The following is a 24,089-nucleotide window of genomic DNA, read 5'->3' as shown; positions in this document are numbered from 1 at the left end:
CGATTACCAGTTGTGAAGGTCGCTGGCCGTATCCGTCATATAACGAACACCGCTAATGGTCGGCAGCAACTGATTGATCAAACGGTTCCAGCGGGCGACCGGTGCGGTAGTGACATACACCACGTCGTAAGGCTGAAGGCGGAATTCCGTCGCCATCACCAGAGAAGTGGCATCGGACATATCGAGCTGATAAATATTGGCAATCTTGCCGTTGCGTGCGCCCTCGCCTTTCAATGGTCGAATGACGAAGATGCCGCTGGCATTGGAGGTGGTCAGGTCGATCCCTTCCGCATTGCCCAACGCTTCGGTTAGCGTCATACCGCTGAAGTCCATTTTGAGGGTGCTCTGTTTCTTCACTTCCCCCATTACGAAGACTTTCAGATCGTCGTTACGTGGAACAAACAGGATGTCGCCTGGGTAAAGCAGTCGGTTCTGGCTGAGATCGCCATTTTGCATCAGTGCCTGCAGTGAAATTCGCTGCTCCTGACCGTTATGGGTCAGCACGACGTTACGCCAGTCCGCCGCCTCGGTCAGGCCGCCAGCGGCATTAATGGCGTCGAGAATGGTTAACGGTACGTTGGTAATGGCCTGCTGGCCGGATTTGTTCACCTGCCCGGAGACGTAAGCCTTCTGCGAGCGGAAAGCGGCGATATTAACGTCCACCTGCGGGTCAGCAATGTACTTCGCTAAGCGCCCGGTAATATCACTGCGGATTTCTGCCAACGTTTTCCCGGACACGTTGACTTTGCCAATGTAGGGATAAAACATGGTGCCATCGGGCTGAACCCAGTTGCCGGCATCGCTGGAGCTGCGGTATTGCCCCGCTGGCGTGGTCAGTTCCGGATGGTCCCAGACGGTCACATTCAGGACATCGCCCGGGCCAACGCGATACTGGTACCCGGAAATCTCCTGGTCCAGCGAAGTATTGGGTTGGGCGACGTTCGGCCGTGGGCGTAATTGTTCTACCAGTCGGGGCGTCAGTGGATAAACATTCACCATGCGGTCGAGATCGAAATCAGCGTCCTGCTGCTTAATCACGTCTTTACCCATCGTCGACATATTGCTGCCCGGTAGTACGGTACAACCGTTTATCAAGATCACCGACACCAGGACGGGTATCAATTTAATTTTGGATTTCATCATTGATTATTTATCACTTTGGCAGAGTCATTATCACGTGCTTTCTAAATGGCAGTTTCACCTGTTCACATTTACCTTGCCGTTAATTGAAACGAAATTTAACTGGCATCAATCCTAAAAATATTGAATTCATCTTCGGTCTGTTGACTGAATAAATCAGGCTGTTCATCAGGCGGCCAGGCACGCTACCGCCCCTGGCTTTGTTAGCTACCAATGCACTGATTAATTTAAATTTTTACCTTCCCCTTTATTTTCGCCATACCCTTCTCCGCGTCACATCAGGAAATGCAGCACGGAGCAAGGAAGAAATAGGCCTTTTGTTATATACGGAAAGAATTGTTGCAGCTAAAGGAATAGCAGGCAAGATAACAACGCCGCTACCTCTTGCTTTTAAGATTAATATTAAGAATGAAATTTGAATATTTTTAGGATTTTATTGATATTGACAGTGCTAATATAAAAAACAAACCACCTGCGATATTTCCTAAATATATTCCGCGTTAAAAAATTATTTCCTGCAGCAACATTAAGGCTATTTCTCGGCTGACTGTCGGATATCAATAACAGAGAAATCCGTTCCCGGCATTGCATTTTTCGCTGGCTTTATCCATGATCGAATTGTGACAATTGTCATACAACTATGGGTATCATTTTTACTATGGAATGGATTGCCGATCCGTCAATCTGGGCCGGACTCGTCACGCTAATCGTGATCGAACTTGTTCTTGGCATTGATAATCTTGTTTTTATTGCCATCCTCGCGGAGAAATTACCTCCAGCCCAGCGGGACAAGGCGCGTATTACCGGGCTCCTGCTGGCGATGGTGATGCGTCTGCTGCTGCTGGCCTCAATCTCCTGGCTGGTCACGCTGACCACCCCATTGTTTAGCATTCGGGATCTGAGCTTTAGCGCGCGGGACCTGATCATGCTCTTCGGGGGCTTCTTCCTGCTGTTCAAAGCCACGATGGAGCTCAATGAGCGGCTGGAGGGGAAAGACAGCGATAACCCCACCCAGCGTAAAGGCGCGAAGTTTTGGGGCGTGGTCGCACAAATCGTGGTGCTGGATGCCATCTTCTCGCTCGACTCGGTGATCACCGCCGTCGGGATGGTCGATCATCTGGCCGTGATGATGGCTGCCGTCATTATTGCCATTAGCCTGATGGTGCTGGCCAGCAAGTCGTTGACCCGCTTTGTCAACAGCCACCCTACCATCGTTATTCTGTGTCTTAGCTTCCTGCTGATGATCGGCTTCAGCCTGGTCGCCGAAGGGTTTGGTTTCCGTATTCCAAAAGGCTACCTGTACGCAGCTATCGGCTTCTCGGTCATGATTGAGGCATTAAATCAGTTGGCCATCTTTAACCGCCGCCGTTTTCTGTCAGCCAATCATACCCTGCGCCAGCGTACCGCTGAGGCGGTGATGCGTCTGCTGAGTGGACAAAAAGAAGATGCCGAACTGGATGCTGAAACAGCAGCCATGCTGGCCGATCATCATGAAGGTCAGATTTTTGCCCCGCAGGAGCGCTGGATGATTGAACGTGTGCTGAATCTGAATCAGCGCACCGTCAGCAGCATTATGACCTCGCGCCATGATATTGAGCATATCGACCTTAACGCACCCGAAGCGGAGATCCGCGCCCTGCTGGAGAAAAACCAGCACACGCGTCTGGTGGTCACCGGAGAAGATGAGCAGGAAGAACTGCTCGGAGTGGTACACGTCATCGACCTGCTGCAACAGTCGCTGCGCGGCGAACCGCTCGATCTACGCGCCTTGATCCGCCAGCCGCTGGTATTCCCGGAGACCCTGCCGCTACTGCCGGCGCTGGAGCAGTTCCGTAATGCCCGCACCCACTTTGCGTTTGTGGCGGATGAGTTTGGTTCCGTAGAGGGACTTGTGACGCTGAGCGACGTGATGGAAACCATCGCCGGAAACCTGCCGAATGAAGTGGAAGAGATCGACGCCCGCCACGACATTCAGAAAAATGCTGACGGTTCATGGACGGCTAACGGGCATATGCCGCTGGAAGATCTGGTGCAATACGTCCCGATTCCCCTTGATGAGAAACGGGAATATCACACCATTGCCGGGCTGTTGATGGAATATTTGCAGCGTATACCGAAAAACGGTGAAGAAGTGCAGGTGGGCGACTATCGACTGAAAACGTTGCAGGTGGAAAACCACCGGGTGCAAAAGGTCCAGTTAATACCGCTGCACACTAATGACGAAGAGATGGATTACGAAGTGTAGGTGACGTGCCGGATGAGACGCTCTCGCGCCGTCATCCGGCATTATCCGTCAGAGTTTATCCAGCAGTTTTTTCACATCTTTGCCGCTACGGGACTCTTTGTTGCGATCGGCCCAGTCGTTCAGCCGACGTTTCGCTTCATCCTGTACATGCTTACGCAGCAGCTGGTCCACCTGCAGGTTATAGTTCAACGCCTGCCATGGCCCATAAATACGCAGCGGAACCGGCGTGGCTTTCAGGAAGTCAATCAGCTTGCTTTCCCCATCCCAGCCGCCCAACACACGCACGTTAAACTGCGTGTCACACGTCTGCTCAACCAGATCCAGCGTCCCTTTACCGGAAAGCGCTAACATGGAAGACAGCCCTTCCATCTCATCCAACGACACCTTGCCGTTATCCAGCGACAGCTCGGTGACAAAACGATCCAGTCGGGTCACGTTGTCCAGACTCTGCTGAGACTTCACGTCGCCGCCGCTGCGCTCAACGGCCTGCTGTACCAGCTGCTGGAAGTTCATCCCTTCCATGCGTGTGTCGCTCATATCAACATGGGCCTGCCCTTGCCAGCTGTGACGGAACGCCTGCGCGTCAATATCAGAACCGGAAAAATCGCCCGCCAGCGACAGCTTGCCGGTAAGCGCAATCGGATAGTTAAAGGCTTTCAGGATGGTACCGATTTCGACGTTTTCCAGACGCGGATGAAAGACTGCGTGCGGCTGCGCCTTTCTGGCATCCAGCTTGCCGGGCAGCGAAATCAGCCCACCCTCACTCGTCCCCTGCAATTCAGTGATACTCAGCAAGCCTGACTGATTCGCCATTTTGGCTGAAACGTTATCAAAGGCCATTTTACGCCACAGAACTTTGTCTGCCTGTAGCGCAATGTCAGCGGCAAAGCCCCTGAGCCCCTGATACGACACGGCATCGACCTGGGAGGCAATCACCGGTCGCGCGAGCGTTGACTGGCTTTGCCCCTGTTGCACCTCGACGCTCGTTGCCGCCGCGGCGTCACGTTGCACCAGCAGGTTATCCAGATTGAGCAGGCCAAAGCGCAGCTCGACGCCCCAGTCCGGTTTATCAGACAGCGACACACGGGCTTGCCCGGACAGTGTGCTGTCGTTGGCCGTCAACGCAATCTGGTTAAACGCGAGCTGTTTATTCTCTTCCTGCCACTGAACCTGCAGATTACCCTGCCCCTGGATCCCCTGCGGCGGCAAATCGGCGCCCTGTAACTGCCAACTGAGCTTCTCGATATTGGCCGCCAGGTTATGCGGGTAGTCAGACGCATCAACGCTACCGTTAAAGGCTAACGCCAGATCGCGCTGATCGCGGTTTACGCGACCAGAGAAGTCAAAGGTTCCGCGGTGCTGAGCGTCCTGTTCCATTTCCAGGCGAATGTCGCGAACCGTAATCTGTTCATCGTCTTCATGCTGGAACACCAGCACGCTGTCAGCAACGCGCAGGCGCGCAATGTCAAACGACCATCCGCGATCTTCAGCAACATCCGGCAACGTATTGTCTTTCGGGGCAATGGGCGAATCTTCGCCACGCACCGCTTCAGTCTGCGGCGTCAGCTGAATAACGGCGCCTTTGAGCATCACCTGCTTCACGCTGAGCTGGTGGCTCAACAGCGGCCATAACGCGACGTCCAGACGCATATTGTCGGCACGCACCAGCGGTTCGCTGGCCCCTTCAGCCGTTAACACCATGCGTCCGGTGAGGATGCTAAGCTGGGGCCATACGTGCCAACGCAGGGGACCGTCCAGTTGTAATTGATATCCGCTACGTGCAGCAACCTGCTTCACCATGTACGCGCGAAAATCATTGGGATTCACCAACATTACTAACGCAGAAAAACCGGCCACCAGCACGACCAGGAGAATCATCAGCGTCGTCAGAAATCGTCTCATGCTATCCCCAAAGGACTGAAAATAAATCAGTCTTTATCAATCCGGCTGGCTACTGCGCCCTGCTGGTCGCGATACTTCGCATCCTGACGGCGATTATAGGGACGCGCAGCCGGACCGGAGAGCGGTTCAAAACTCAGCGCACCAATCGGCATACCCGGGCGCAAGGCCAGCGGTAATTTTCCGGAGTTATAAAATTCCAGCACAATGCACCCTGACCAGCCCGGATCGATACGATGCGCGGTCACGTGAACCATCAGGCCCAGACGCGCCAGCGACGAACGTCCGTCTAACCAGCCAACCAAATCTGCCGGAAGCGTCACGGATTCAAAGGTTACGGCCAGCGCTAACTCGCCGGGATGCAGGAAAAATGCTTCGCCTTCGGCAAGGACAATTTCATCACTCATCACGCGATCCAGCGCGGCGCTAACTTCATCCTTCGGCCCGCTCAAATCGATATACGCTGCCGTATGACCGCGGAACGTACGAAATTTATTGCCAAGACGCACATCTACCGTTGCGCCATTAATACGCTCGACAGGAGGACGTGGATTGATCGACAGACGACCTGCATCCAACCAGGCTTCAATATCTCGGTCACATAAACGCATGGCACTTTCTCCTTTCGTGCTTCAACCCCTTAACGCCAGGTGCGTTAAGGGTGAACCAGGTTATTACTGAACGGTACACAATTCGCTGAACTTATTCAAAGAACTGACTGATTTTCGCCTTCAGAATATCGATGGCAATGCGGTTTTTACCCCCGCGCGGCACGATGATATCGGCGTATTGTTTTGAGGGTTCAATAAATTGCAGGAACATTGGACGCACAGTTTTCTGGTATTGCGCCATCACCGAATCCATCGAGCGGCCGCGCTCGTTGACGTCCCGCTTGATACGGCGCATCAGACAAATGTCGAGCGGGGTATCCACAAAAATAGAAAAGTTCATCTCGTCACGCAAACGTGCATCCGTCAGCAGCAAAATGCCTTCGAGGATAATCACTTTCTTGGGTTCAATATGAATGGTCTCTTGCGTACGCGTGTGTTCAACATAGCTGTAGACCGGTAATTCAATCGCCGAACCGCGTTTCAGCGTTTGCAGATGCTGGAACAGCAGGCTGTGATCCATCGCGTTCGGATGGTCGTAGTTCGTTTTTACACGTTCTTCCATCGACAGATGGCTTTGATCTTTGTAATAACTGTCTTCGGGAATAACGCCAATATGTTCGTCACCCACTTGTTCACGCAATTCGCGATAGAGAGTACTGGCAATAAGACTCTTGCCGGAAGCCGATGCGCCGGCAATGCCGATAATGACGCACTGATGAGACTGATCAGTCATAAATTTAGCGACCTGATTAACCTGGATGTTAGGAAGGGGGCGTCGAAACGCCAAACGCGGCAATTATAGGGATTTCAGCGGCGCGACGCCAGCCCAGGCTGCACCAATGCAATCCCTGTCGCAAATTAAAATGGTCAGTTTTAAAGCAGGCACATAATTTATTCACCCACCTTAGGAATTAATAGCTTGAGAGTGTTATTTTATGAGCAGCTGGCGTATAAATTGTAAAATGTTTGTACTAGCATAATCACAGATTAAACATGATGCGTCCGGCATCTTCGCCACGGCGACATCGGCTATTCGGGTAAAGCGGTAATGAGTAAACCATCCCAACATGTTTTAGTTACCTTACCGCATCCTCTACTGCGCCTGGCCAGTTTAGGTCTGGTGGCGTTCATCTTTACGTTGTTCTCGCTGGAGCTGTCCCGTTACGGCACGCAGCTGGCACCGCTGTGGTTCCCGACCTCAATTATGATGGTGGCTTTTTACCGTCATGCAGGAAAGATGTGGCCGGGGATCGCGCTGGCATGCTCCCTGGGCAGCATCGGTGCCTCTTTGTTGTTCTTCCCGACCGACACGCTGAATTTCACCTACACTGCCATCAATATTATTGAGGCCGTTGCGGGCGCCATGTTATTGCGCAGGCTGTTGCCCTGGTACAATCCCTTACAAAATCTTAACGACTGGGCGCGTCTGGCATTCGGTAGTGCTGTGGTCCCGCCGCTGCTGGGCGGTTTTTTGATGTGGCTGCTGCTTCCAGGTGAAACGTCGTTAAATACGTTTCTAATTTGGGTGCTTTCAGAATCCATCGGCGCGCTCGCGTTGGTACCGTTAGGTTTGCTGTTTAAGCCGCACTATCTGCTGCGTCATCGCGATCCCCGTTTATTGCTGGAAACGCTCATCACCCTGCTGGTGACCTTAGCGTTTAGCTGGCTGTCGATGATGTATCTTCCATGGCCGTTTACCTGCGTGATCGTTTTGCTGATGTGGAGTGCCGTGCGTCTGCCACGCATGGAAGCGTTTCTGATTTTCCTCAGTACCGTGATGATGGTCTCGCTAATGCTGGCCGCCAACCCTTCACTGCTCTCCACCTCGAAAACGTTTGTCATGTCCAGCATGCCGTGGCTGCCGTTTTTGATGATTCTGCTACCGGCCAACATGATGACCATGGTCATGTACGCGTTTCGTGCCGAGCGTAAACACATTTCAGAGAGCGAAACGCGTTTTCGCAACGCCATGGAATACTCCGCTATCGGTATGGCGTTGGTGGGCACCGAGGGGCAATGGCTACAGGCCAATAAAGCCTTGTGTCAGTTTCTGGGTTACAGCCAGGAAGAGCTGCGCTCGCTGACCTTCCAGCAGTTAACCTGGCCGGAAGATCTGAATAACGACCTTGAGCAGTTGCAAATGCTGTCGCGCGGTGAAATCAATAGTTATTCAATGGAAAAACGCTATTACACCCGTGCCGGCGAGGTGGTCTGGGCATTGCTGGCCGTTTCACTGGTGCGTCATAGCGATAACACCCCGCTCTACTTTATTGCCCAGGTTGAGGACATCAACGACCTGAAGCACACGGAGTGGATCAATAAGCGGTTAATGGAGCGTATTACGCTGGCGAATGAAGCCGGCGGCATCGGCATCTGGGAATGGGAATTACAGCCTGACGTGATCAGCTGGGATAAGCGCATGTTCGATCTCTATGAGGTTCCTGCGCACATCAAACCCAGTTGGCAAATCTGGTATGACTGCGTGGTCCCTGAAGATCGCGAGCATACCGAAAACGTCATTCGCGATTCGCTGGCGGCACGTGTTCCTTTCAAACTTGAATTCCGCATTGCGGTTAAAGACGGCATTCGACATATCCGCTCGTTGGCTAACCAGGTGCTGAATAAAGACGGCGAAGTGGAACGTTTGCTCGGTATCAATCTCGACATGACCGAAGTGAAGCAACTCAACGAGGCGCTGTATCAGGAAAAAGAGCGTTTGCATATTACGCTGGATTCCATCGGTGAAGCGGTGATTTGTATCGACGTCGACCTGAACGTCACCTTTATGAATCCGGTGGCCGAGAAAATGAGCGGCTGGTCGCAGGAGAGCGCGTTAGGGATCCCGTTGCTCACGGTGCTGCGCATTACTTTCGGTGATAACGGCCCGCTAATGGAAAATATCTACAGCGCCGACATGTCGCGCACGGCGATGGAGCAAGAAGTGGTCCTGCATTGTCGTAACGGCACCAGTTACGATATTCAGTACAGTATCACGCCGCTCAGCACCCTCGACGGCGGTAGCATTGGCTCCGTGTTGGTGATTCAGGATGTCACCGAATCACGCAAGATGTTGCGTCAACTCAGTTACAGCGCATCGCATGATGACCTCACGCATCTGGCCAACCGGGTCAGCTTCGAAAACCATCTGAAACAATTGCTGCATACGGTACACAACTCCCATCAGCGTCACGCGCTGGTCTTTATCGATCTGGACCGTTTTAAAGCCGTCAACGATAGCGCCGGTCATGCGGCAGGCGATGCCTTGCTGCGTGAACTGTCTTCCCTGATGCTCAGCATGCTGCGCACCAGCGACGTGCTGGCGCGTCTTGGCGGTGATGAGTTCGGCCTGCTGCTGCCAGATTGTAATATCGAAAGCGCCCGGTTTATCGCCGGTCGTGTCATTAACGCCATCAATGATTACCACTTTACGTGGGAAGGTCGCTTGCACCGCATTGGCGCCAGCGCCGGGATCACGCTAATTGATGACAAAAATCATGTCGCCACCGAGGTGATATCGCAGGCAGATATTGCCTGCTATGCGGCTAAAAATAGCGGACGTGGACGGGTATGCGTCTATGAACCTCAGCAGAACCAAATGCATGCGGCGCGCGGGATGCTGTCACCCGAGGAACAACGCAATATCATTACCCACAATCCAATGTTGATGATCGCCCACGGCGTCGCATCTCCGCGTATTCCTGAGACCTTTAGCTTCTGGCTGTTGTCGCTGCGTTTATGGAGCAGCGAAGGCGACGTCATTGAGGAGCAGGCTTTCCGCGCCAGTCTGGTCGATCCTGCACTGAATCATGCCCTCGACCGTCGGGTCTTTACTGAATTTTTCCAGCATTCTGCCTCCGCTGTTGCCGGTAAAGGGCTTAGCGTTGCCCTGCCCCTTTCCGCCGCCGGGTTGCTCAATCCCGTGCTGGTTGATGAACTGCTGGCATGGATGGAAAACAGTCCGCTTCCGCCTCGTTTATTGCATCTGAGCGTACCGGGAGAAGTGATGAAAACGCATCCAGCGCAGGCCATGCCCGCCATGCAACGATTACGCCAGGCGGGTTGTCGCATCATTTTAAGCCAGGTCGGTCGCGATTTAGAGGTCTTTGACAATCTCAAGTATCACGTCGCTGATTACCTGTTACTTGACAGCGAACTGAGCGCCAGCGCGCACGGCAATCTGACGGATGAAATGTGGGTTTCCATTATTCAGAGCCACGCACAACGTCTGGATATCAAAACTATCGCCGGACCGGTAAACATGCCGCTGATTATGGATGTCCTGTCTGGCATCGGTATTGATATGATTTTTGGCGATATTATTGCCGACGCCCAACCGCTGGAGTTGCTACTCAACACCAGCAATTTCGCCATCAACTGATGGTTGCCAGCCTTCCGTATACCAGATATGCAGTAGCGCGTAGGAACGCCAGGGCTTCCAGCGCTCTGCGTAGCGCCGGATTTGCGCCGGCGTCATGCCTGGAAAACGCTGTTTAATCAAGTAATCATCGGGAAGAAAAATGTCCTTCGCCTGCCACCCGCGCAGCGCGAAGTAATTGGCCGTCCAGCGCCCAATGCCTGGAAACGTTTGTAACTGCTTCACCCCCTGCTCGATATCAGGCGGGGCAACAGGCTTAAGCGAGCCATCCAGCGCCGCCCGGGCAAGGTGAATCAGCGCTTCCGCACGTTTAAGCGGCATGCCCAGCGCTTTCAGCGCCAGCGGTTGTGCGGCGGCAAGCGCCTCAGGGGTAGGAAAGCACACGTACTCTGGTGCGTCGGCAAGCCTATCGCCATACAGATGTACCACCTTCGCCGTCAGTTTTGCCGCCATCGCCACGCTGACCAACTGACCTAAAATCGCGCGAACGCCCTGTTCGAACGCATCAACCGATCCCGGTAGACGCAATCCAGGGCGTGCCGCCCCCAGACGCCCCAACGCGCTGACAATGTGCTGCGGACAGCAGTTCAGATCGAACAACTGTGCCATTTTGGTCAGACACTCGCGGGCAACGGGCTGAAGTCCCAGGCTTAACGTTACCTGCAGCACGTTGGCCTCCAGATCCGGGACAACGCTCACCACCCCACGATGCTGGCCAATCGCCAGGCTCCTTGCATACGTCAATGTGCCTACAGTTTCTACGCCATCCACGGCACGGTCAGCGAGAAACCCCAGCATCCAGGGCCAGTCATAGGGCGATTGCCAGTTCAGTGTATACATGTCCGCGTCCTTTTTTTACCAGCCTACAGCATAAATGCTATTCCGCCGATGCGCCTTGCTTTCATATTCCAGTTGTCGGGACGACAACATTTCGCTAAAGTCTCGCCCCTTCTTGACTGCCCTGGGGAGCTTTACGGTGTTTATTGGTTTTGACTATGGTACGGCGAACTGTTCAGTGGCCGTCATGCGTGACGGGCAGCCGCAATTGCTCAAAATGGAAAATGACAGCACGCTACTGCCCTCCATGCTGTGCGCCCCGACGCGTGAAGCGGTCAGCGAGTGGCTGTATCGCCATCATGATGTCCCGGCAACGGATGACGAAACGCAGGCATTACTGCGTCGTGCGGTGCGCTTTAATCGCGAAGAAGACATCGATGTGAACGCCAATAGCGTGCAGTTTGGTCTGGCATCACTGGGCCAATATATTGATGACCCGGAAGAAGTCTACTTTGTTAAATCACCAAAATCGTTTTTAGGTGCCAGCGGCCTGAAACCGCAGCAGGTTGCGCTATTTGAAGATTTAGTCTGCGCGATGATGCTGCACATCCGCAACCAGGCACAAAACCAGCTCCCCGAAGCGATCACCCAGGCCGTTATCGGTCGTCCGATCAACTTCCAGGGGTTAGGCGGCGACGACGCCAACGCCCAGGCACAAGGTATTCTTGAGCGTGCGGCCAAACGCGCCGGTTTCCAGGATGTGGTGTTTCAGTACGAGCCGGTCGCGGCGGGACTGGATTATGAAGCTACGCTGCAAGACGAAAAACGCGTGCTGGTGGTGGACATCGGCGGTGGAACCACCGACTGCTCGTTGCTGCTGATGGGCCCGCAGTGGCATCAGCGCGCCGATCGCGAAACCAGCCTGTTAGGCCACAGTGGCTGTCGCGTAGGCGGTAACGATCTGGACATCGCGCTGGCCTTTAAACACCTGATGCCATTGCTCGGCATGGGAGGCGAAACCGAAAAAGGCATCGCCTTACCTATTCTGCCGTGGTGGAACGCCGTCGCCATTAACGACGTTCCTGCCCAAAGTGATTTTTACAGTACCGCCAACGGACGCTTGTTAAACGATCTGATCCGCGACGCGCGTGAAGCAGACAAAGTCGCGTTACTGCTCAAAGTCTGGCGCGAGCGTCTGAGCTACCGGCTGGTACGCAGCGCTGAAGAAAGCAAAATTGCGCTTTCCGCACAAGCTAACGTCACGGCGGCGCTGCCGTTTATCAGTGATGAACTGGCGACAGCAATCAGTCAACAGGGGCTGGAGGCGGCGCTCAATCAGCCACTGGCGCGTATTCTGGAGCAGGTGCAGCTGGCGCTGGATAATGCCCAGGAAAAACCGGATGTTATTTATTTGACCGGTGGCAGCGCACGCTCACCGCTTATCAAAAAAGCGCTCGCCGAACAGCTACCGGGGATCCCTATCGCCGGTGGCGATGATTTCGGCTCGGTGACTGCCGGTCTGGCACGCTGGGCAGACGTGGTTTTCCGCTAAGCGGCTCGCAGGCTGAAAAGTGTGCGTATTGACATCATCGTGACTGTGGCTTATGGTCAGGAGTGAGGGTTAGGGAGGGTTTCCCCTCCCCTGGTGTCTTAGTAAGCCGCGAAGCTAATCACTAAGAGTATCACCAGTATGATGACGTACTTCATCATAACCCTTTCCTTATTTTGGCCCCTTCCTCGGGAGGGGCTTTCCCGTTTCAGCGTCCGGCTGAAATCTCTGGCTGACCTCCTTTTGCCTTGTCCGCACTCTAGCGCACTCTTTCGCATTGGCGATTTTCACCGCCCATTGTTGCGTAACGCCTCGCAAAGCCGCGCAGCCATTCAGACGAATCCCGACAGTGTTTCATAATTCCTCCATCTTTCGCCCTTGATCGCTGGCTAAACTAGTATCATTACGCGAAACGTTTCAGGATGAGAAACTTATAACAATGAAAGGCAGTAACAAATCCCGCTGGGTGATAGCAATCGTGACCGTCGTGGCGGCCATCGCCGCATTTTGGTTCTGGCACAGTCGCAGTGAATCTCAGGGGAATGCCCCCGGTGCAACCGGGCAAGCACAGCACGCCGCAGGCTCAGGGCGTCGCGGCATGCGTTCTGGTCCGCTAGCCCCCGTGCAGGTAGCCACCGCAACGGAACAAGCCGTTCCGCGCTACCTGACTGGGTTGGGTACCGTGACGGCCGCGAATACCGCAACGGTTCGCAGTCGGGTAGACGGTCAGCTTATCGCGTTACACTTTCAGGAAGGACAGCAGGTCAAAGCCGGCGACCTGCTAGCTGAAATAGACCCCAGTCAGTTCAAAGTCGCCCTTGCCCAGGCGCAGGGACAGTTAGCCAAAGATACCGCGACGCTGGCAAATGCCCGTCGCGACCTGGCCCGCTATCAGCAACTGGTGAAAACCAATCTGGTCTCCCGTCAGGAACTGGATGCTCAACAGGCATTGGTGAACGAAACGCAAGGGACGATCAAAGCCGATGAAGCCAGCGTCGCCAGCGCCCAGTTGCAGCTTGACTGGAGTCGCATCACCGCCCCTGTCGATGGCCGTGTCGGCCTGAAACTGGTCGACGTAGGTAACCAAATCTCCAGCGGTGATACCACCGGGATTGTCGTCATTACGCAAACCCATCCCATCGACCTGATCTTCACCTTGCCAGAAAACGATATTGCGACCGTGCTACGGGCGCAAAAAACGGGCAACCCGTTAAAGGTCGAAGCCTGGGATCGCACCAATTCGCAGAAACTCAGTGAAGGCGTACTGCTGAGCCTCGACAACCAGATTGATGCCACCACCGGCACCATCAAAGCGAAGGCTCGCTTCAACAATCAGGATGACACGCTGTTTCCGAATCAGTTCGTTAACGCCCGTATGCTGGTCGCCACCGAGCAAAACGCCATCGTGATCCCCACTGCCGCCTTACAAATGGGCAATGAAGGTCACTTTGTCTGGGTGCTGAATACAGAGAATAAAGTCAGTAAACATCTGGTCAAACCGGGCATTCAGGACAGTCAAAAAGTGGTGATTACCGCCGGGCTGTCGGCGGGCGATCGCGTCGTCACCGACGGTATTGACCGCCTGACGGAAGGGGCAAAAGTTGACGTTGTGGGGGCGCATAGCGCCACGGCCACAAACGATAAAGCCACCGCACGCGAGTACGGCAAAAAAGGAGCACGCTCCTGATGCAGGCGTTACCTCCGGACAACACCGGCGGCCCATCCCGCCTGTTTATTCTGCGCCCTGTTGCCACCACGCTGCTGATGGTGGCGATTTTACTCGCCGGGATTATAGGCTATCGCTTCCTGCCCATCGCGGCGTTGCCGGAAGTGGATTACCCGACCATTCAGGTGGTGACACTCTACCCTGGCGCCAGCCCGGATGTGATGACCTCCGCCGTGACGGCTCCGCTTGAGCGCCAGTTTGGGCAGATGTCGGGTCTAAAACAGATGTCCTCACAAAGCTCCGGTGGTGCATCCGTGGTGACATTGCAGTTTCAGCTCACGTTACCGCTGGACGTCGCCGAACAGGAAGTCCAGGCCGCGATTAACGCCGCCACCAATTTATTACCGAGCGATCTGCCCAACCCACCGGTGTACAGCAAAGTGAACCCGGCGGATCCGCCGATCATGACGCTGGCGGTGACCTCTACCGCCATGCCCATGACGCAGGTGGAAGATATGGTCGAAACCCGCGTGGCGCAGAAAATCTCTCAAGTCTCCGGCGTGGGCCTGGTTACACTGTCTGGCGGACAACGTCCCGCCGTGCGCGTAAAACTTAACGCACAGGCCATTGCCGCGTTAGGGCTGACCAGCGAAACCGTCCGCACCGCCATCACCGGCGCCAACGTCAATTCAGCCAAAGGTAGCCTGGATGGCCCGACGCGCGCCGTCACCCTGTCCGCCAACGACCAGATGCAGTCTGCCGATGAGTATCGTCAGTTAATCATTGCCTATAAAAACGGTGCGCCAGTGCGCCTCGGCGATGTCGCAACCGTCGAGCAAGGGGCGGAAAACAGCTGGCTGGGCGCGTGGGCCAATAAGCAACAAGCTATCGTGATGAACGTTCAGCGTCAGCCTGGTGCGAACATTATCTCCACCGCGGACAGCATTCGCCAGATGCTGCCTGCGCTAACAGAAAGCCTGCCAAAATCGGTCAATGTCACGGTGCTTTCGGATCGTACAACCAACATTCGCGCTTCCGTTTCCGACACCCAGTTTGAACTGATGCTGGCGATTGCGCTGGTGGTGATGATCATTTACCTGTTCCTGCGCAATATACCGGCCACGATTATTCCCGCGGTCGCCGTACCGCTATCGCTGATAGGTACCTTTGCGGTAATGGTATTCCTCGATTTCTCGATCAATAACCTGACGCTGATGGCGCTGACCATCGCCACAGGTTTTGTGGTCGATGACGCGATTGTGGTTATCGAGAATATTTCGCGCTATATCGAAAAAGGGGAAAAACCGCTGACCGCCGCGCTGAAAGGAGCAGGCGAGATTGGTTTTACTATCATCTCATTGACGTTTTCCCTGATCGCGGTGCTGATCCCGCTGCTGTTTATGGGCGATATCGTCGGGCGATTATTCCGCGAATTCGCCGTCACGCTGGCGGTGGCGATTTTGATTTCCGCCGTCGTATCACTGACGCTCACGCCAATGATGTGCGCCCGCATGCTCAGCCAGGCGTCATTGCGCAAGCAAAACCGATTCTCCCGTGCCTCGGAAAGAATGTTCGGGCGCGTCATTGCCGGGTACGGTCACTGGCTGGCAAAAGTGCTTAACCACCCGTGGCTGACGCTTGGCGTCGCGCTCGCCACGCTGGCATTAAGCGTGATGCTGTGGATCTTTATCCCGAAGGGCTTCTTCCCGATCCAGGATAACGGCATTATTCAGGGCACGTTGCAAGCACCGCAGTCCAGCTCATTTGCCAGCATGGCTCAGCGCCAGCGTCAGGTCTCTGATGTGATCCTTAAAGACCCGGCAGTAGAAAGCCTGACCGCGTTCGTCGGCGTTGATGGCACCAACCCGGCGCTGAACAGCGCGCGCCTGCAAATTAACCTTAAGCCGCTGAATGAACGCGATGACCGCGTGCAAAAGGTCATCGCTCGCCTGCAGGATGCAGTGGATAACGTGCCCGGCGTCGACCTCTATCTCCAGCCTACCCAGGATCTGACCATTGATACGCAGGTGAGCCGCACCCAGTATCAGTTTACGCTGCAGGCCACCTCGCTGGACGCTCTCAGCACCTGGGTGCCGCAGCTACTGGAAAAACTTCAGCAGTTGCCACAGCTGTCTGACGTCAGCAGTGACTGGCAGGACCAGGGACTGGTGGCGTATGTAAATGTTAATCGCGACAGCGCCAGCCGTTTAGGCATCAGCATGGCAGATGTCGATAACGCGCTGTATAACGCTTTCGGACAGCGGCTGATTTCAACCATCTACACCCAGGCAAACCAATATCGGGTGGTGTTGGAACATGATACCGCCAGTACGCCGGGGCTTTCCGCGTTGGACTCCCTTCGCCTGACCAGCAGCGACGGCGGGATCGTCCCGCTTAGCACCATCGCCAGCATTGAGCAGCGTTTTGCCCCGCTGTCGATTAACCATCTCGATCAGTTCCCGGTCACCACCATCTCGTTCAACGTGCCGGATGACCACTCGCTGGGCGATGCGGTAGAGGCAATACTGCAGGCGGAAAAAACGCTGGACCTGCCGTCAAGTATTACCACCCAGTTCCAGGGCAGTACGCTGGCCTTCCAGGCCGCGCTCGGCAACACAATCTGGCTGATTGTAGCGGCGGTCGTCGCGATGTATATCGTGCTCGGCGTGCTGTATGAGAGCTTTATTCACCCAATCACCATTCTCTCCACGCTGCCGACGGCGGGCGTCGGGGCACTGCTGGCGCTGATGATTGCCGGTAGTGAACTGGACGTTATCGCGATCATCGGCATTATTTTGCTGATCGGCATCGTCAAGAAAAACGCCATCATGATGATCGACTTTGCCCTTGCCGCCGAGCGCGAACAGGGCATGGCGCCGCGCGACGCCATATTCCAGGCGTGCCTGCTGCGTTTTCGCCCGATCCTGATGACCACGCTGGCAGCGCTACTGGGGGCGTTACCGCTGATGTTAAGTACCGGCGTGGGCGCAGAGTTACGTCGCCCATTAGGCATTGGCATGGTCGGCGGGCTACTGGTCAGTCAGGTATTAACCCTGTTTACCACCCCGGTGATTTACCTGCTGTTTGACCGACTGTCGCTGTACGTGAAAAACCGCTTCCCGCGTCAGGAAGAGGACGCGTAAATGAAATTTTTTGCTCTCTTCATCCATCGTCCGGTAGCGACCATTCTCCTTTCCGTCGCCATTACCCTGTGTGGCATTCTGGGCTTTCGCCTGTTACCGGTCGCGCCGCTGCCGCAGGTAGATTTCCCGGTGATCATGGTCAGCGCCTCGCTGCCGGGAGCATCACCCGAAACCATGGCGTCGTCCGTCGCAACGCCGCTGGAACGATCGCTTGGGCGTATCGCAGGTGTGAATGAAATGACGTCAAGCAGTTCGCTTGGCAGCACGCGCATTATTCTTGAGTTTACGTTTGATCGCGACATCAACGGCGCGGCGCGGGACGTTCAGGCCGCCATTAACGCCGCCCAAAGCCTGCTGCCCAGCGGAATGCCCAGTCGGCCAACGTACCGAAAGGCGAATCCATCCGATGCGCCTGTCATGATCCTGACGCTAACCTCGGATACGTATTCTCAGGGCGAATTGTATGATTTCGCCTCGACACAGCTGGCGCAAACCATCGCGCAAATTGACGGCGTTGGCGACGTCGACGTCGGCGGCAGCTCCCTGCCCGCCGTGCGCGTTGGCCTGAACCCGCAGGCGCTGTTTAACCAGGGCGTCTCACTGGATGACGTGCGTAGCACGATCAATAGCGCCAACGTGCGTCAACCACAGGGCGCGCTGGAAGATGAAACCCGCCGCTGGCAGGTGCAAACCAACGACGAGCTCAAAACCGCGGCTGAGTATCAACCGTTGATTATTCACTACAACAACGGTGCGGCCGTACGTCTGGGTGACGTCGCCTCTATCACTGACTCGGTGCAGGACGTGCGTAACGCCGGGATGACCAATGCCAAACCGGCCATTCTGTTGATGATCCGCAAACTCCCGGAAGCCAACATCATCCAGACGGTGGACAGCATCCGGGCCAAATTACCAGAGTTACAAACGCTGATCCCGGCCGCCATTGATTTGCAAATTGCCCAGGATCGTTCGCCGACCATTCGTGCGTCGCTGGAAGAAGTGGAACAGACGCTGATTATCTCCGTGGCGCTGGTTATCCTGGTGGTGTTTGTTTTCCTGCGCTCCGGGCGCGCGACGCTGATCCCCGCCGTAGCAGTGCCCGTCTCGCTGATTGGCACGTTTGCCGCCATGTATCTGTGTGGATTCAGTCTGAACAACCTGTCGCTAATGGCGCTGACCATTGCCACCGGGTTTGTGGTCGATGACGCCATCGTGGTGCTGGAAAATATATCCCGGCACCTGGAAGCGGGAATGAAGCCGCTCCAGGCGGCATTACAAGGCACGCGCGAAGTCGGATTTACGGTGCTTTCCATGAGCCTGTCGCTGGTGGCGGTGTTCCTGCCGCTGCTGTTAATGGGCGGTCTGCCGGGACGATTACTGCGGGAATTTGCCGTGACCCTGTCGGTTGCCATCGGGATTTCACTGCTGGTCTCGCTGACGCTTACGCCAATGATGTGCGGATGGATGCTCAAATCCAGCGCCCCACGAGAACAGTCTCGTAAGCGAGGATTTGGCCGGGTGCTGGTTGCCTTGCAACAAAGTTACGCCACCTCGCTGCGGTGGGTGTTACGCCATACCCGAATGGTGGGCGTGGTATTACTGGCAACCATTGCGCTCAACGTCTGGCTGTATATTTCCATCCCCAAAACCTTTTTCCCGGAGCAGGACACCGGCGTACTGATGGGGGGGATCCAGGCCGACCAAAGCATTTCTTTTCAGGCCATGCGCGGGAAGTTGCAGGATTTTATGAAGATCATCCGTGACGATCCGGCGGTGGACAACGTCACCGGTTTTACCGGCGGCTCCCGTGTTAACAGCGGCATGATGTTTATTACCCTGAAGCCGCGCGCAGAGCGCCAGCAAACCGCTCAGCAGGTGATCGACCGCCTGCGCGTGAAGTTGGCCAAAGAGCCGGGGGCGAACCTGTTTCTGATGGCGGTGCAGGATATTCGCGTCGGGGGACGGCAAGCCAACGCCAGCTACCAGTACACGCTGCTGTCGGACGATCTCGCCGCATTACGGGAATGGGAACCGAAAATCCGTAAAGCGTTAGCCACCCTGCCCCAACTGGCTGACGTCAACTCCGATCAGCAGGACAACGGTGCAGAGATGAGTCTGACCTACGATCGTGACACCATGTCACGTCTGGGGATCGACGTCGAAGCCGCCAACAGCCTGCTGAATAACGCCTTTGGTCAGCGGCAAATATCGACTATCTACCAGCCGATGAACCAGTACAAAGTGGTGATGGAGGTCGACCCGCGCTACACCCAGGACATCAGCGCGCTGGATAAAATGTTTGTCATTAATAGCGATGGCAAAGCCATCCCGTTGTCGTACTTTGCTAAATGGCAACCGGCAAACGCCCCGCTGTCGGTGAACCATCAGGGGCTGTCTGCCGCCTCAACCGTGTCATTTAACCTGCCGACCGGCGCATCACTTTCTGAGGCCACAGAAGCCATTAACCGGACCATGACCCAGCTTGGCGTTCCCCCAACGGTGCGCGGCAGTTTTGCCGGTACGGCGCAGGTTTTTCAGGATACGATGAACTCACAGGTGATCCTGATTATCGCCGCCATCGCCACGGTTTATATCGTGCTGGGCATGCTGTATGAAAGTTACGTTCATCCGCTAACTATCCTCTCAACGCTGCCTTCTGCCGGGGTGGGTGCGCTACTGGCACTGGAATTGTTCAATGCCCCGTTCAGCCTAATCGCCCTGATAGGGATCATGCTATTAATTGGCATTGTGAAGAAAAACGCCATCATGATGGTCGACTTTGCACTTGAGGCGCAGAGAAACGGCAAGCTGACGCCGGAAGAAGCCATTTTCCAGGCCTGCCTGCTGCGTTTTCGTCCCATCATGATGACCACGCTGGCAGCACTCTTTGGCGCGCTGCCGCTGGTGCTATCGGCTGGCGACGGTTCGGAACTGCGCCAGCCGTTGGGGATAACTATCGTCGGCGGGCTGGTAGTGAGCCAACTGCTGACGCTGTACACCACCCCGGTGGTGTATCTCTTTTTCGACCGTCTGCGGATGCGTTTTTCGCGTAAAAACAGCAACCCGGTAGCAGACTTATGACAGAACTTCCCGACAGCACCCGCTGGCAGCTTTGGATTGTGGCGTTCGGCTTTTTTATGCAATCGCTGGATACCACCATCGTCAACACCGCGCTGCCTGCAATGGCCAAAAGCCTCGGCGAAAGCCCGCTGCATATGCATATGGTCATTGTGTCGTATGTCTTAACTGTGGCGGTGATGCTGCCCGCCAGCGGCTGGCTGGCAGACAAGATCGGCGTACGTAATATTTTCTTCACCGCCATCATCCTGTTCACGCTGGGATCGCTGTTTTGCGCCGGGTCCAGCACGCTCAATGAGCTGGTAATGGCCCGCGTGTTACAAGGCGTCGGCGGTGCGATGATGGTGCCGGTCGGCAGGCTGACGGTGATGAAGATTGTCCCGCGCACGCAGTATATGGCGGCAATGACCTTCGTCACCTTACCGGGGCAAATTGGCCCGTTGCTCGGCCCGGCATTAGGCGGCATTCTGGTGGAGTATGCGTCCTGGCACTGGATTTTCCTGATTAACATTCCCGTCGGCATTATTGGGGCAATAGCCACCTTAATGCTGATGCCTAACTACACGTTGCAAACCCGGCGCTTCGATCTTTCGGGATTTATGCTGCTGGCCGTTGGTATGGCGGCACTGACACTGGCGCTGGATGGCAGCAACGGCAGCGGGATCTCAGACATTACGCTGGCGGCGCTGGTTATCTGCGGCGTGCTGGCAATCCTTCTGTATATCAGACACGCCAGCAACAACCCGCGTGCACTGTTCAGTCTGCATCTGTTTCGCACCCCCACCTTCTCATTAGGCCTGCTTGGCAGTTTTGTCGGGCGCATTGGTAGCGGAATGTTACCGTTTATGACGCCGGTGTTTTTGCAGATTGGGCTGGGCTTTTCACCGTTTCATGCCGGGCTGATGATGATCCCGATGGTACTGGGCAGCATGGGCATGAAGCGTATTGTGGTTCAGGTCGTCAACCGGTTTGGTTATCGTCGGGTGCTGGTTGCCACCACGCTGGGCCTGTCGCTGGTCTGCCTGTTGCTGATGACCACCGCCCTGCTCGGCTGGTATTACGTGCTGCCCTTCGTGCTGTTTTTACAAGGCATGGTCAACTCCACCCGTTTTTCATCGATGAACACCCTGACCTTAAAAGACTTACCTGACGATCTCGCCAGCAGCGGCAACAGCCTGCTGTCGATGATCATGCAGCTGTCGATGAGTATCGGAGTAACCATCGCTGGCCTGCTGTTGGGCATGTTTGGTCAACAGCATATCGCTCTCGACAGCGGCAGCACCCATACCGTCTTTATGTATACCTGGCTATGCATTGCCCTGATTATCGCGCTGCCAGCGATGATTTTTGCCCGCGTGCCAAACGATACGCAAACCAACGCGGTGATTTCACGGCGTAAAAGGAGCAACTGATGAAGTTATGGCGACCCGGAATAACCGGCAAACTGTTTCTGGCGATTTTTGCCACCTGCATTGTGCTACTCATTAGCATGCACTGGGCCGTACGGGTAAGCTTCGAACGCGGATTTATTGACTACATCAAACACGGCAACGAACAGCGGCTACAAATGCTGAGCGACGCGCTGGGCGAACAATACCAACAACATGGCAACTGGCGATTTCTGCGCAATAACGATCGTTTTGTTTTTCAGATCCTGCGTTCTTTTGAACACGACAACAACGATGACAAGCCAGGCCCCGGTATGCCGCCGCACGGCTGGCGTACCCAGTTTTGGGTCATCGACCAAAACGCCCGCGTGCTGGTCGGCCCGCGTGGTCCGGTTCCCGGCGACGGCACGCGCCGCCCAATCACGGTTAACGGGATCGAAGTGGGTGCCGTCATCGCGTCGCCCGTAGAACGCTTAACGCGTAATACAGATATTAATTTCGATAAACAGCAGCGCCGTACCAGTTGGCTGATCGTCGCACTCTCCACTATCCTGGCGGCGCTGGCTACGTTTACACTGGCGCGTAGTCTGCTGGCCCCCGTCAAGCGTCTGGTGGACGGCACGCACAAGCTGGCCGCAGGGGATTTCACCACCCGCGTTGCCCCCACCAGCACCGATGAACTGGGCAAACTGGCGCAGGATTTCAACCAGTTGGCCAGTACGCTGGAAAAGAACCAGCAGATGCGCCGTGATTTTATGGCCGATATTTCTCACGAACTGCGCACGCCGCTGGCGGTGTTGCGCGGCGAGCTGGAAGCGATTCAGGATGGTGTTCGCCAGTTCACCCCAGATTCGGTGGCCTCTTTACAGGCCGAAGTGGGCACGCTGACCAAACTGGTGGACGATCTCCATCAGCTCTCAATGTCAGATGAAGGCGCTCTGGCCTACCAAAAAACCTCCCTGGATCTGATCCCGTTACTGGAAGTCGCAAGCGGTGCGTTTCGCGAGCGTTTTGCCAGCCGCGGACTGACAATACAACTCTCGCTGCCGGACAGCATGACGGTGTTTGGCGACCGGGATCGTCTGATGCAACTGTTCAATAACCTGCTGGAAAACAGCCTACGTTATACCGACAGCGGCGGCGGGCTGCGTATTTCCGCCGAACAGCGCGAGCGCCAGGTCTTACTGACCTTCGCCGATTCAGCCCCAGGCGTAAACGATGCACAGTTGCAAAAACTGTTTGAGCGATTTTACCGCACCGAAGGTTCGCGTAACCGCGCCAGCGGAGGCTCCGGTCTGGGACTGGCGATTTGCGTCAATATTGTTGAGGCGCACAATGGGCATATCCGCGCCGCCCATTCGCCTTTTGGCGGGGTAAGCATTACAGTAGAACTACCGCTGGAACGCGACTTACAGAGGGATGTATGACAGAGTTACCCATTGATGAAAACACGCCGCGCATTCTGATCGTGGAAGATGAACCCAAGCTGGGACAATTGCTTATCGACTACCTGCGTGCCGCGAGCTATGCCCCGACGCTCATCAACCACGGTGACCAGGTTTTACCGTACGTGCGCCAGACGCCACCCGATCTGATTTTGCTGGATCTGATGCTGCCAGGCACTGACGGCCTGACCCTGTGTCGGGAAATTCGACGTTTCTCTGAAGTGCCGATCATGATGGTCACCGCCAAAATCGAAGAAATTGACCGTCTGTTGGGACTGGAGATCGGTGCCGATGACTACATCTGTAAGCCCTACAGCCCGCGTGAAGTTGTCGCCCGCGTAAAGACGATCCTGCGCCGCTGTAAACCCCAGCGCGAACTGCAGCAACTTGATGCTGCCAGCCCGCTGATCGTTGATGAAGGCCGTTTTCAGGCGTCATGGCGCGGGAAGATGCTCGACTTAACCCCGGCGGAGTTCCGCTTACTGAAAACGTTGTCGCATGAACCAGGAAAAGTCTTCTCCCGCGAGCAGTTGCTTAACCATCTCTATGATGACTACCGGGTCGTGACCGATCGCACCATCGACAGCCATATCAAGAACCTGCGGCGCAAGCTGGAGTCGCTGGACACCGAACAGTCGTTTATCCGCGCAGTGTACGGCGTCGGGTATCGTTGGGAAGCGGATGCCTGTCGGATAGCGTAATTAAAAAAATCTCACGCTTCGCAGTTATAGGCTACAGTGTAGGGAATTTACACCTACATCGTAGTCAAAAGG

Annotated in this window: 15 protein-coding genes; 9 read left to right on the top strand and 6 right to left on the bottom strand. The window is 55.2% G+C overall.

Features of this window, described 5'->3' with window-relative positions; all coding sequences use genetic code 11:
- Positions 1-3 precede the first annotated feature (3 nt).
- Positions 4-1,143, bottom strand: a complete 1,140-nt coding sequence (locus tag FDW98_RS04770) for a polysaccharide export protein (RefSeq protein WP_096756579.1) — start codon at positions 1,141-1,143, stop codon at positions 4-6.
- A 655-nt stretch (positions 1,144-1,798) separates the two neighbouring features.
- Between FDW98_RS04770 and FDW98_RS04765 the strand changes: the two genes are divergently transcribed.
- Positions 1,799-3,385 carry a TerC family protein gene (locus FDW98_RS04765; RefSeq protein ID WP_137398747.1) on the top strand — a complete coding sequence of 529 codons (1,587 nt, stop codon included), beginning with the start codon at positions 1,799-1,801 and terminating at the stop codon, positions 3,383-3,385.
- A gap of 48 nt (positions 3,386-3,433) precedes the next feature.
- Here the strand turns inward: FDW98_RS04765 and asmA are convergent, their stop codons facing one another.
- The 3 genes from asmA to udk form a co-directional block, all read right to left on the bottom strand.
- Positions 3,434-5,287 (bottom strand): outer membrane assembly protein AsmA, encoded by a 1,854-nt coding sequence (gene asmA / locus FDW98_RS04760; protein WP_137398746.1) that lies wholly within the window; start codon positions 5,285-5,287, stop codon positions 3,434-3,436.
- 26 nt (positions 5,288-5,313) lie between these two features.
- A complete protein-coding gene (dcd, locus tag FDW98_RS04755) occupies positions 5,314-5,895 on the bottom strand; it encodes a dCTP deaminase (RefSeq protein ID WP_096756576.1) in 582 nt (193 codons plus the stop codon).
- 91 nt (positions 5,896-5,986) lie between these two features.
- Complete coding sequence (gene udk / locus FDW98_RS04750) at positions 5,987-6,628, bottom strand: uridine kinase (protein WP_005128328.1); 642 nt, start codon at positions 6,626-6,628, stop codon at positions 5,987-5,989.
- A 315-nt stretch (positions 6,629-6,943) separates the two neighbouring features.
- On the opposite strand from udk, the gene FDW98_RS04745 reads away from it, so the two are divergent.
- Positions 6,944-10,273, top strand: a complete 3,330-nt coding sequence (locus FDW98_RS04745; protein ID WP_096756575.1) for a diguanylate cyclase — start codon at positions 6,944-6,946, stop codon at positions 10,271-10,273.
- Here the strand turns inward: FDW98_RS04745 and alkA are convergent.
- Entirely contained in the window at positions 10,241-11,110 is an 870-nt protein-coding gene (alkA, locus tag FDW98_RS04740; protein ID WP_096756574.1) for a DNA-3-methyladenine glycosylase 2, read from the bottom strand. The two genes, FDW98_RS04745 and alkA, sit on opposite strands and share 33 nt — an antisense overlap.
- Before the next feature lie 136 nt (positions 11,111-11,246).
- Between alkA and yegD the strand changes: the two genes are divergently transcribed.
- Positions 11,247-12,599: a molecular chaperone gene (gene yegD / locus FDW98_RS04735; RefSeq protein ID WP_096756573.1), complete on the top strand. Its 1,353-nt coding sequence runs from the start codon at positions 11,247-11,249 to the stop codon at positions 12,597-12,599.
- A 98-nt stretch (positions 12,600-12,697) separates the two neighbouring features.
- Here the strand turns inward: yegD and FDW98_RS04730 are convergent, their stop codons facing one another.
- Positions 12,698-12,757 carry a type I toxin-antitoxin system Ibs family toxin gene (locus FDW98_RS04730; RefSeq protein ID WP_101741518.1) on the bottom strand — a complete coding sequence of 20 codons (60 nt, stop codon included), beginning with the start codon at positions 12,755-12,757 and terminating at the stop codon, positions 12,698-12,700.
- A gap of 278 nt (positions 12,758-13,035) precedes the next feature.
- Between FDW98_RS04730 and FDW98_RS04725 the strand changes: the two genes are divergently transcribed.
- Genes FDW98_RS04725 through baeR form a run of 6 tightly spaced genes read left to right on the top strand, consistent with a single transcriptional unit; the run spans position 13,036 to position 24,017 of the window.
- The gene (locus tag FDW98_RS04725; protein ID WP_096756572.1) at positions 13,036-14,283 is read left to right on the top strand and encodes an MdtA/MuxA family multidrug efflux RND transporter periplasmic adaptor subunit; all 1,248 of its coding nucleotides are present in this window, start codon (positions 13,036-13,038) and stop codon (positions 14,281-14,283) included.
- Complete coding sequence (locus FDW98_RS04720; protein ID WP_096756571.1) at positions 14,283-17,405, top strand: MdtB/MuxB family multidrug efflux RND transporter permease subunit; 3,123 nt, start codon at positions 14,283-14,285, stop codon at positions 17,403-17,405. The genes FDW98_RS04725 and FDW98_RS04720 overlap by 1 nt, the downstream gene beginning before the upstream one ends.
- Positions 17,406-20,486 carry a multidrug efflux RND transporter permease subunit MdtC gene (gene mdtC, locus FDW98_RS04715; protein WP_096756570.1) on the top strand — a complete coding sequence of 1,027 codons (3,081 nt, stop codon included), beginning with the start codon at positions 17,406-17,408 and terminating at the stop codon, positions 20,484-20,486.
- Positions 20,483-21,895 (top strand): MFS transporter, encoded by a 1,413-nt coding sequence (locus FDW98_RS04710; protein ID WP_096756569.1) that lies wholly within the window; start codon positions 20,483-20,485, stop codon positions 21,893-21,895. The genes mdtC and FDW98_RS04710 overlap by 4 nt, the downstream gene beginning before the upstream one ends.
- Complete coding sequence (gene baeS / locus FDW98_RS04705; RefSeq protein ID WP_096756568.1) at positions 21,895-23,298, top strand: two-component system sensor histidine kinase BaeS; 1,404 nt, start codon at positions 21,895-21,897, stop codon at positions 23,296-23,298. The genes FDW98_RS04710 and baeS overlap by 1 nt, the downstream gene beginning before the upstream one ends.
- Positions 23,295-24,017: a two-component system response regulator BaeR gene (baeR, locus tag FDW98_RS04700; RefSeq protein WP_096756567.1), complete on the top strand. Its 723-nt coding sequence runs from the start codon at positions 23,295-23,297 to the stop codon at positions 24,015-24,017. Before baeS ends, baeR begins: the two co-directional genes overlap by 4 nt.
- Positions 24,018-24,089: the final 72 nt, after the last annotated feature.

Source organism: Citrobacter sp. wls711 (genome assembly GCF_005281055.1).
In the GTDB taxonomy this organism is placed as follows: Bacteria; Pseudomonadota; Gammaproteobacteria; order Enterobacterales; family Enterobacteriaceae; genus Citrobacter; species Citrobacter gillenii.
Note: the sequence above shows the minus strand (reverse complement) of the source record. Positions and strands in the feature narration are given on the sequence as shown.

Coding starts and splice junctions, on each gene's coding strand:
- asmA (WP_137398746.1), bottom strand. CDS start 5,287: ATGAGACGATTTCTGACGACGCTGATGATTCTCCTGGTCGTGCTGGTG.
- udk (WP_005128328.1), bottom strand. CDS start 6,628: ATGACTGATCAGTCTCATCAGTGCGTCATTATCGGCATTGCCGGCGCA.
- FDW98_RS04765 (WP_137398747.1), top strand. CDS start 1,799: ATGGAATGGATTGCCGATCCGTCAATCTGGGCCGGACTCGTCACGCTA.
- FDW98_RS04720 (WP_096756571.1), top strand. CDS start 14,283: ATGCAGGCGTTACCTCCGGACAACACCGGCGGCCCATCCCGCCTGTTT.
- alkA (WP_096756574.1), bottom strand. CDS start 11,110: ATGTATACACTGAACTGGCAATCGCCCTATGACTGGCCCTGGATGCTG.
- FDW98_RS04725 (WP_096756572.1), top strand. CDS start 13,036: ATGAAAGGCAGTAACAAATCCCGCTGGGTGATAGCAATCGTGACCGTC.
- FDW98_RS04745 (WP_096756575.1), top strand. CDS start 6,944: ATGAGTAAACCATCCCAACATGTTTTAGTTACCTTACCGCATCCTCTA.
- dcd (WP_096756576.1), bottom strand. CDS start 5,895: ATGCGTTTATGTGACCGAGATATTGAAGCCTGGTTGGATGCAGGTCGT.
- baeR (WP_096756567.1), top strand. CDS start 23,295: ATGACAGAGTTACCCATTGATGAAAACACGCCGCGCATTCTGATCGTG.
- FDW98_RS04770 (WP_096756579.1), bottom strand. CDS start 1,143: ATGATGAAATCCAAAATTAAATTGATACCCGTCCTGGTGTCGGTGATC.
- baeS (WP_096756568.1), top strand. CDS start 21,895: ATGAAGTTATGGCGACCCGGAATAACCGGCAAACTGTTTCTGGCGATT.
- FDW98_RS04710 (WP_096756569.1), top strand. CDS start 20,483: ATGACAGAACTTCCCGACAGCACCCGCTGGCAGCTTTGGATTGTGGCG.
- mdtC (WP_096756570.1), top strand. CDS start 17,406: ATGAAATTTTTTGCTCTCTTCATCCATCGTCCGGTAGCGACCATTCTC.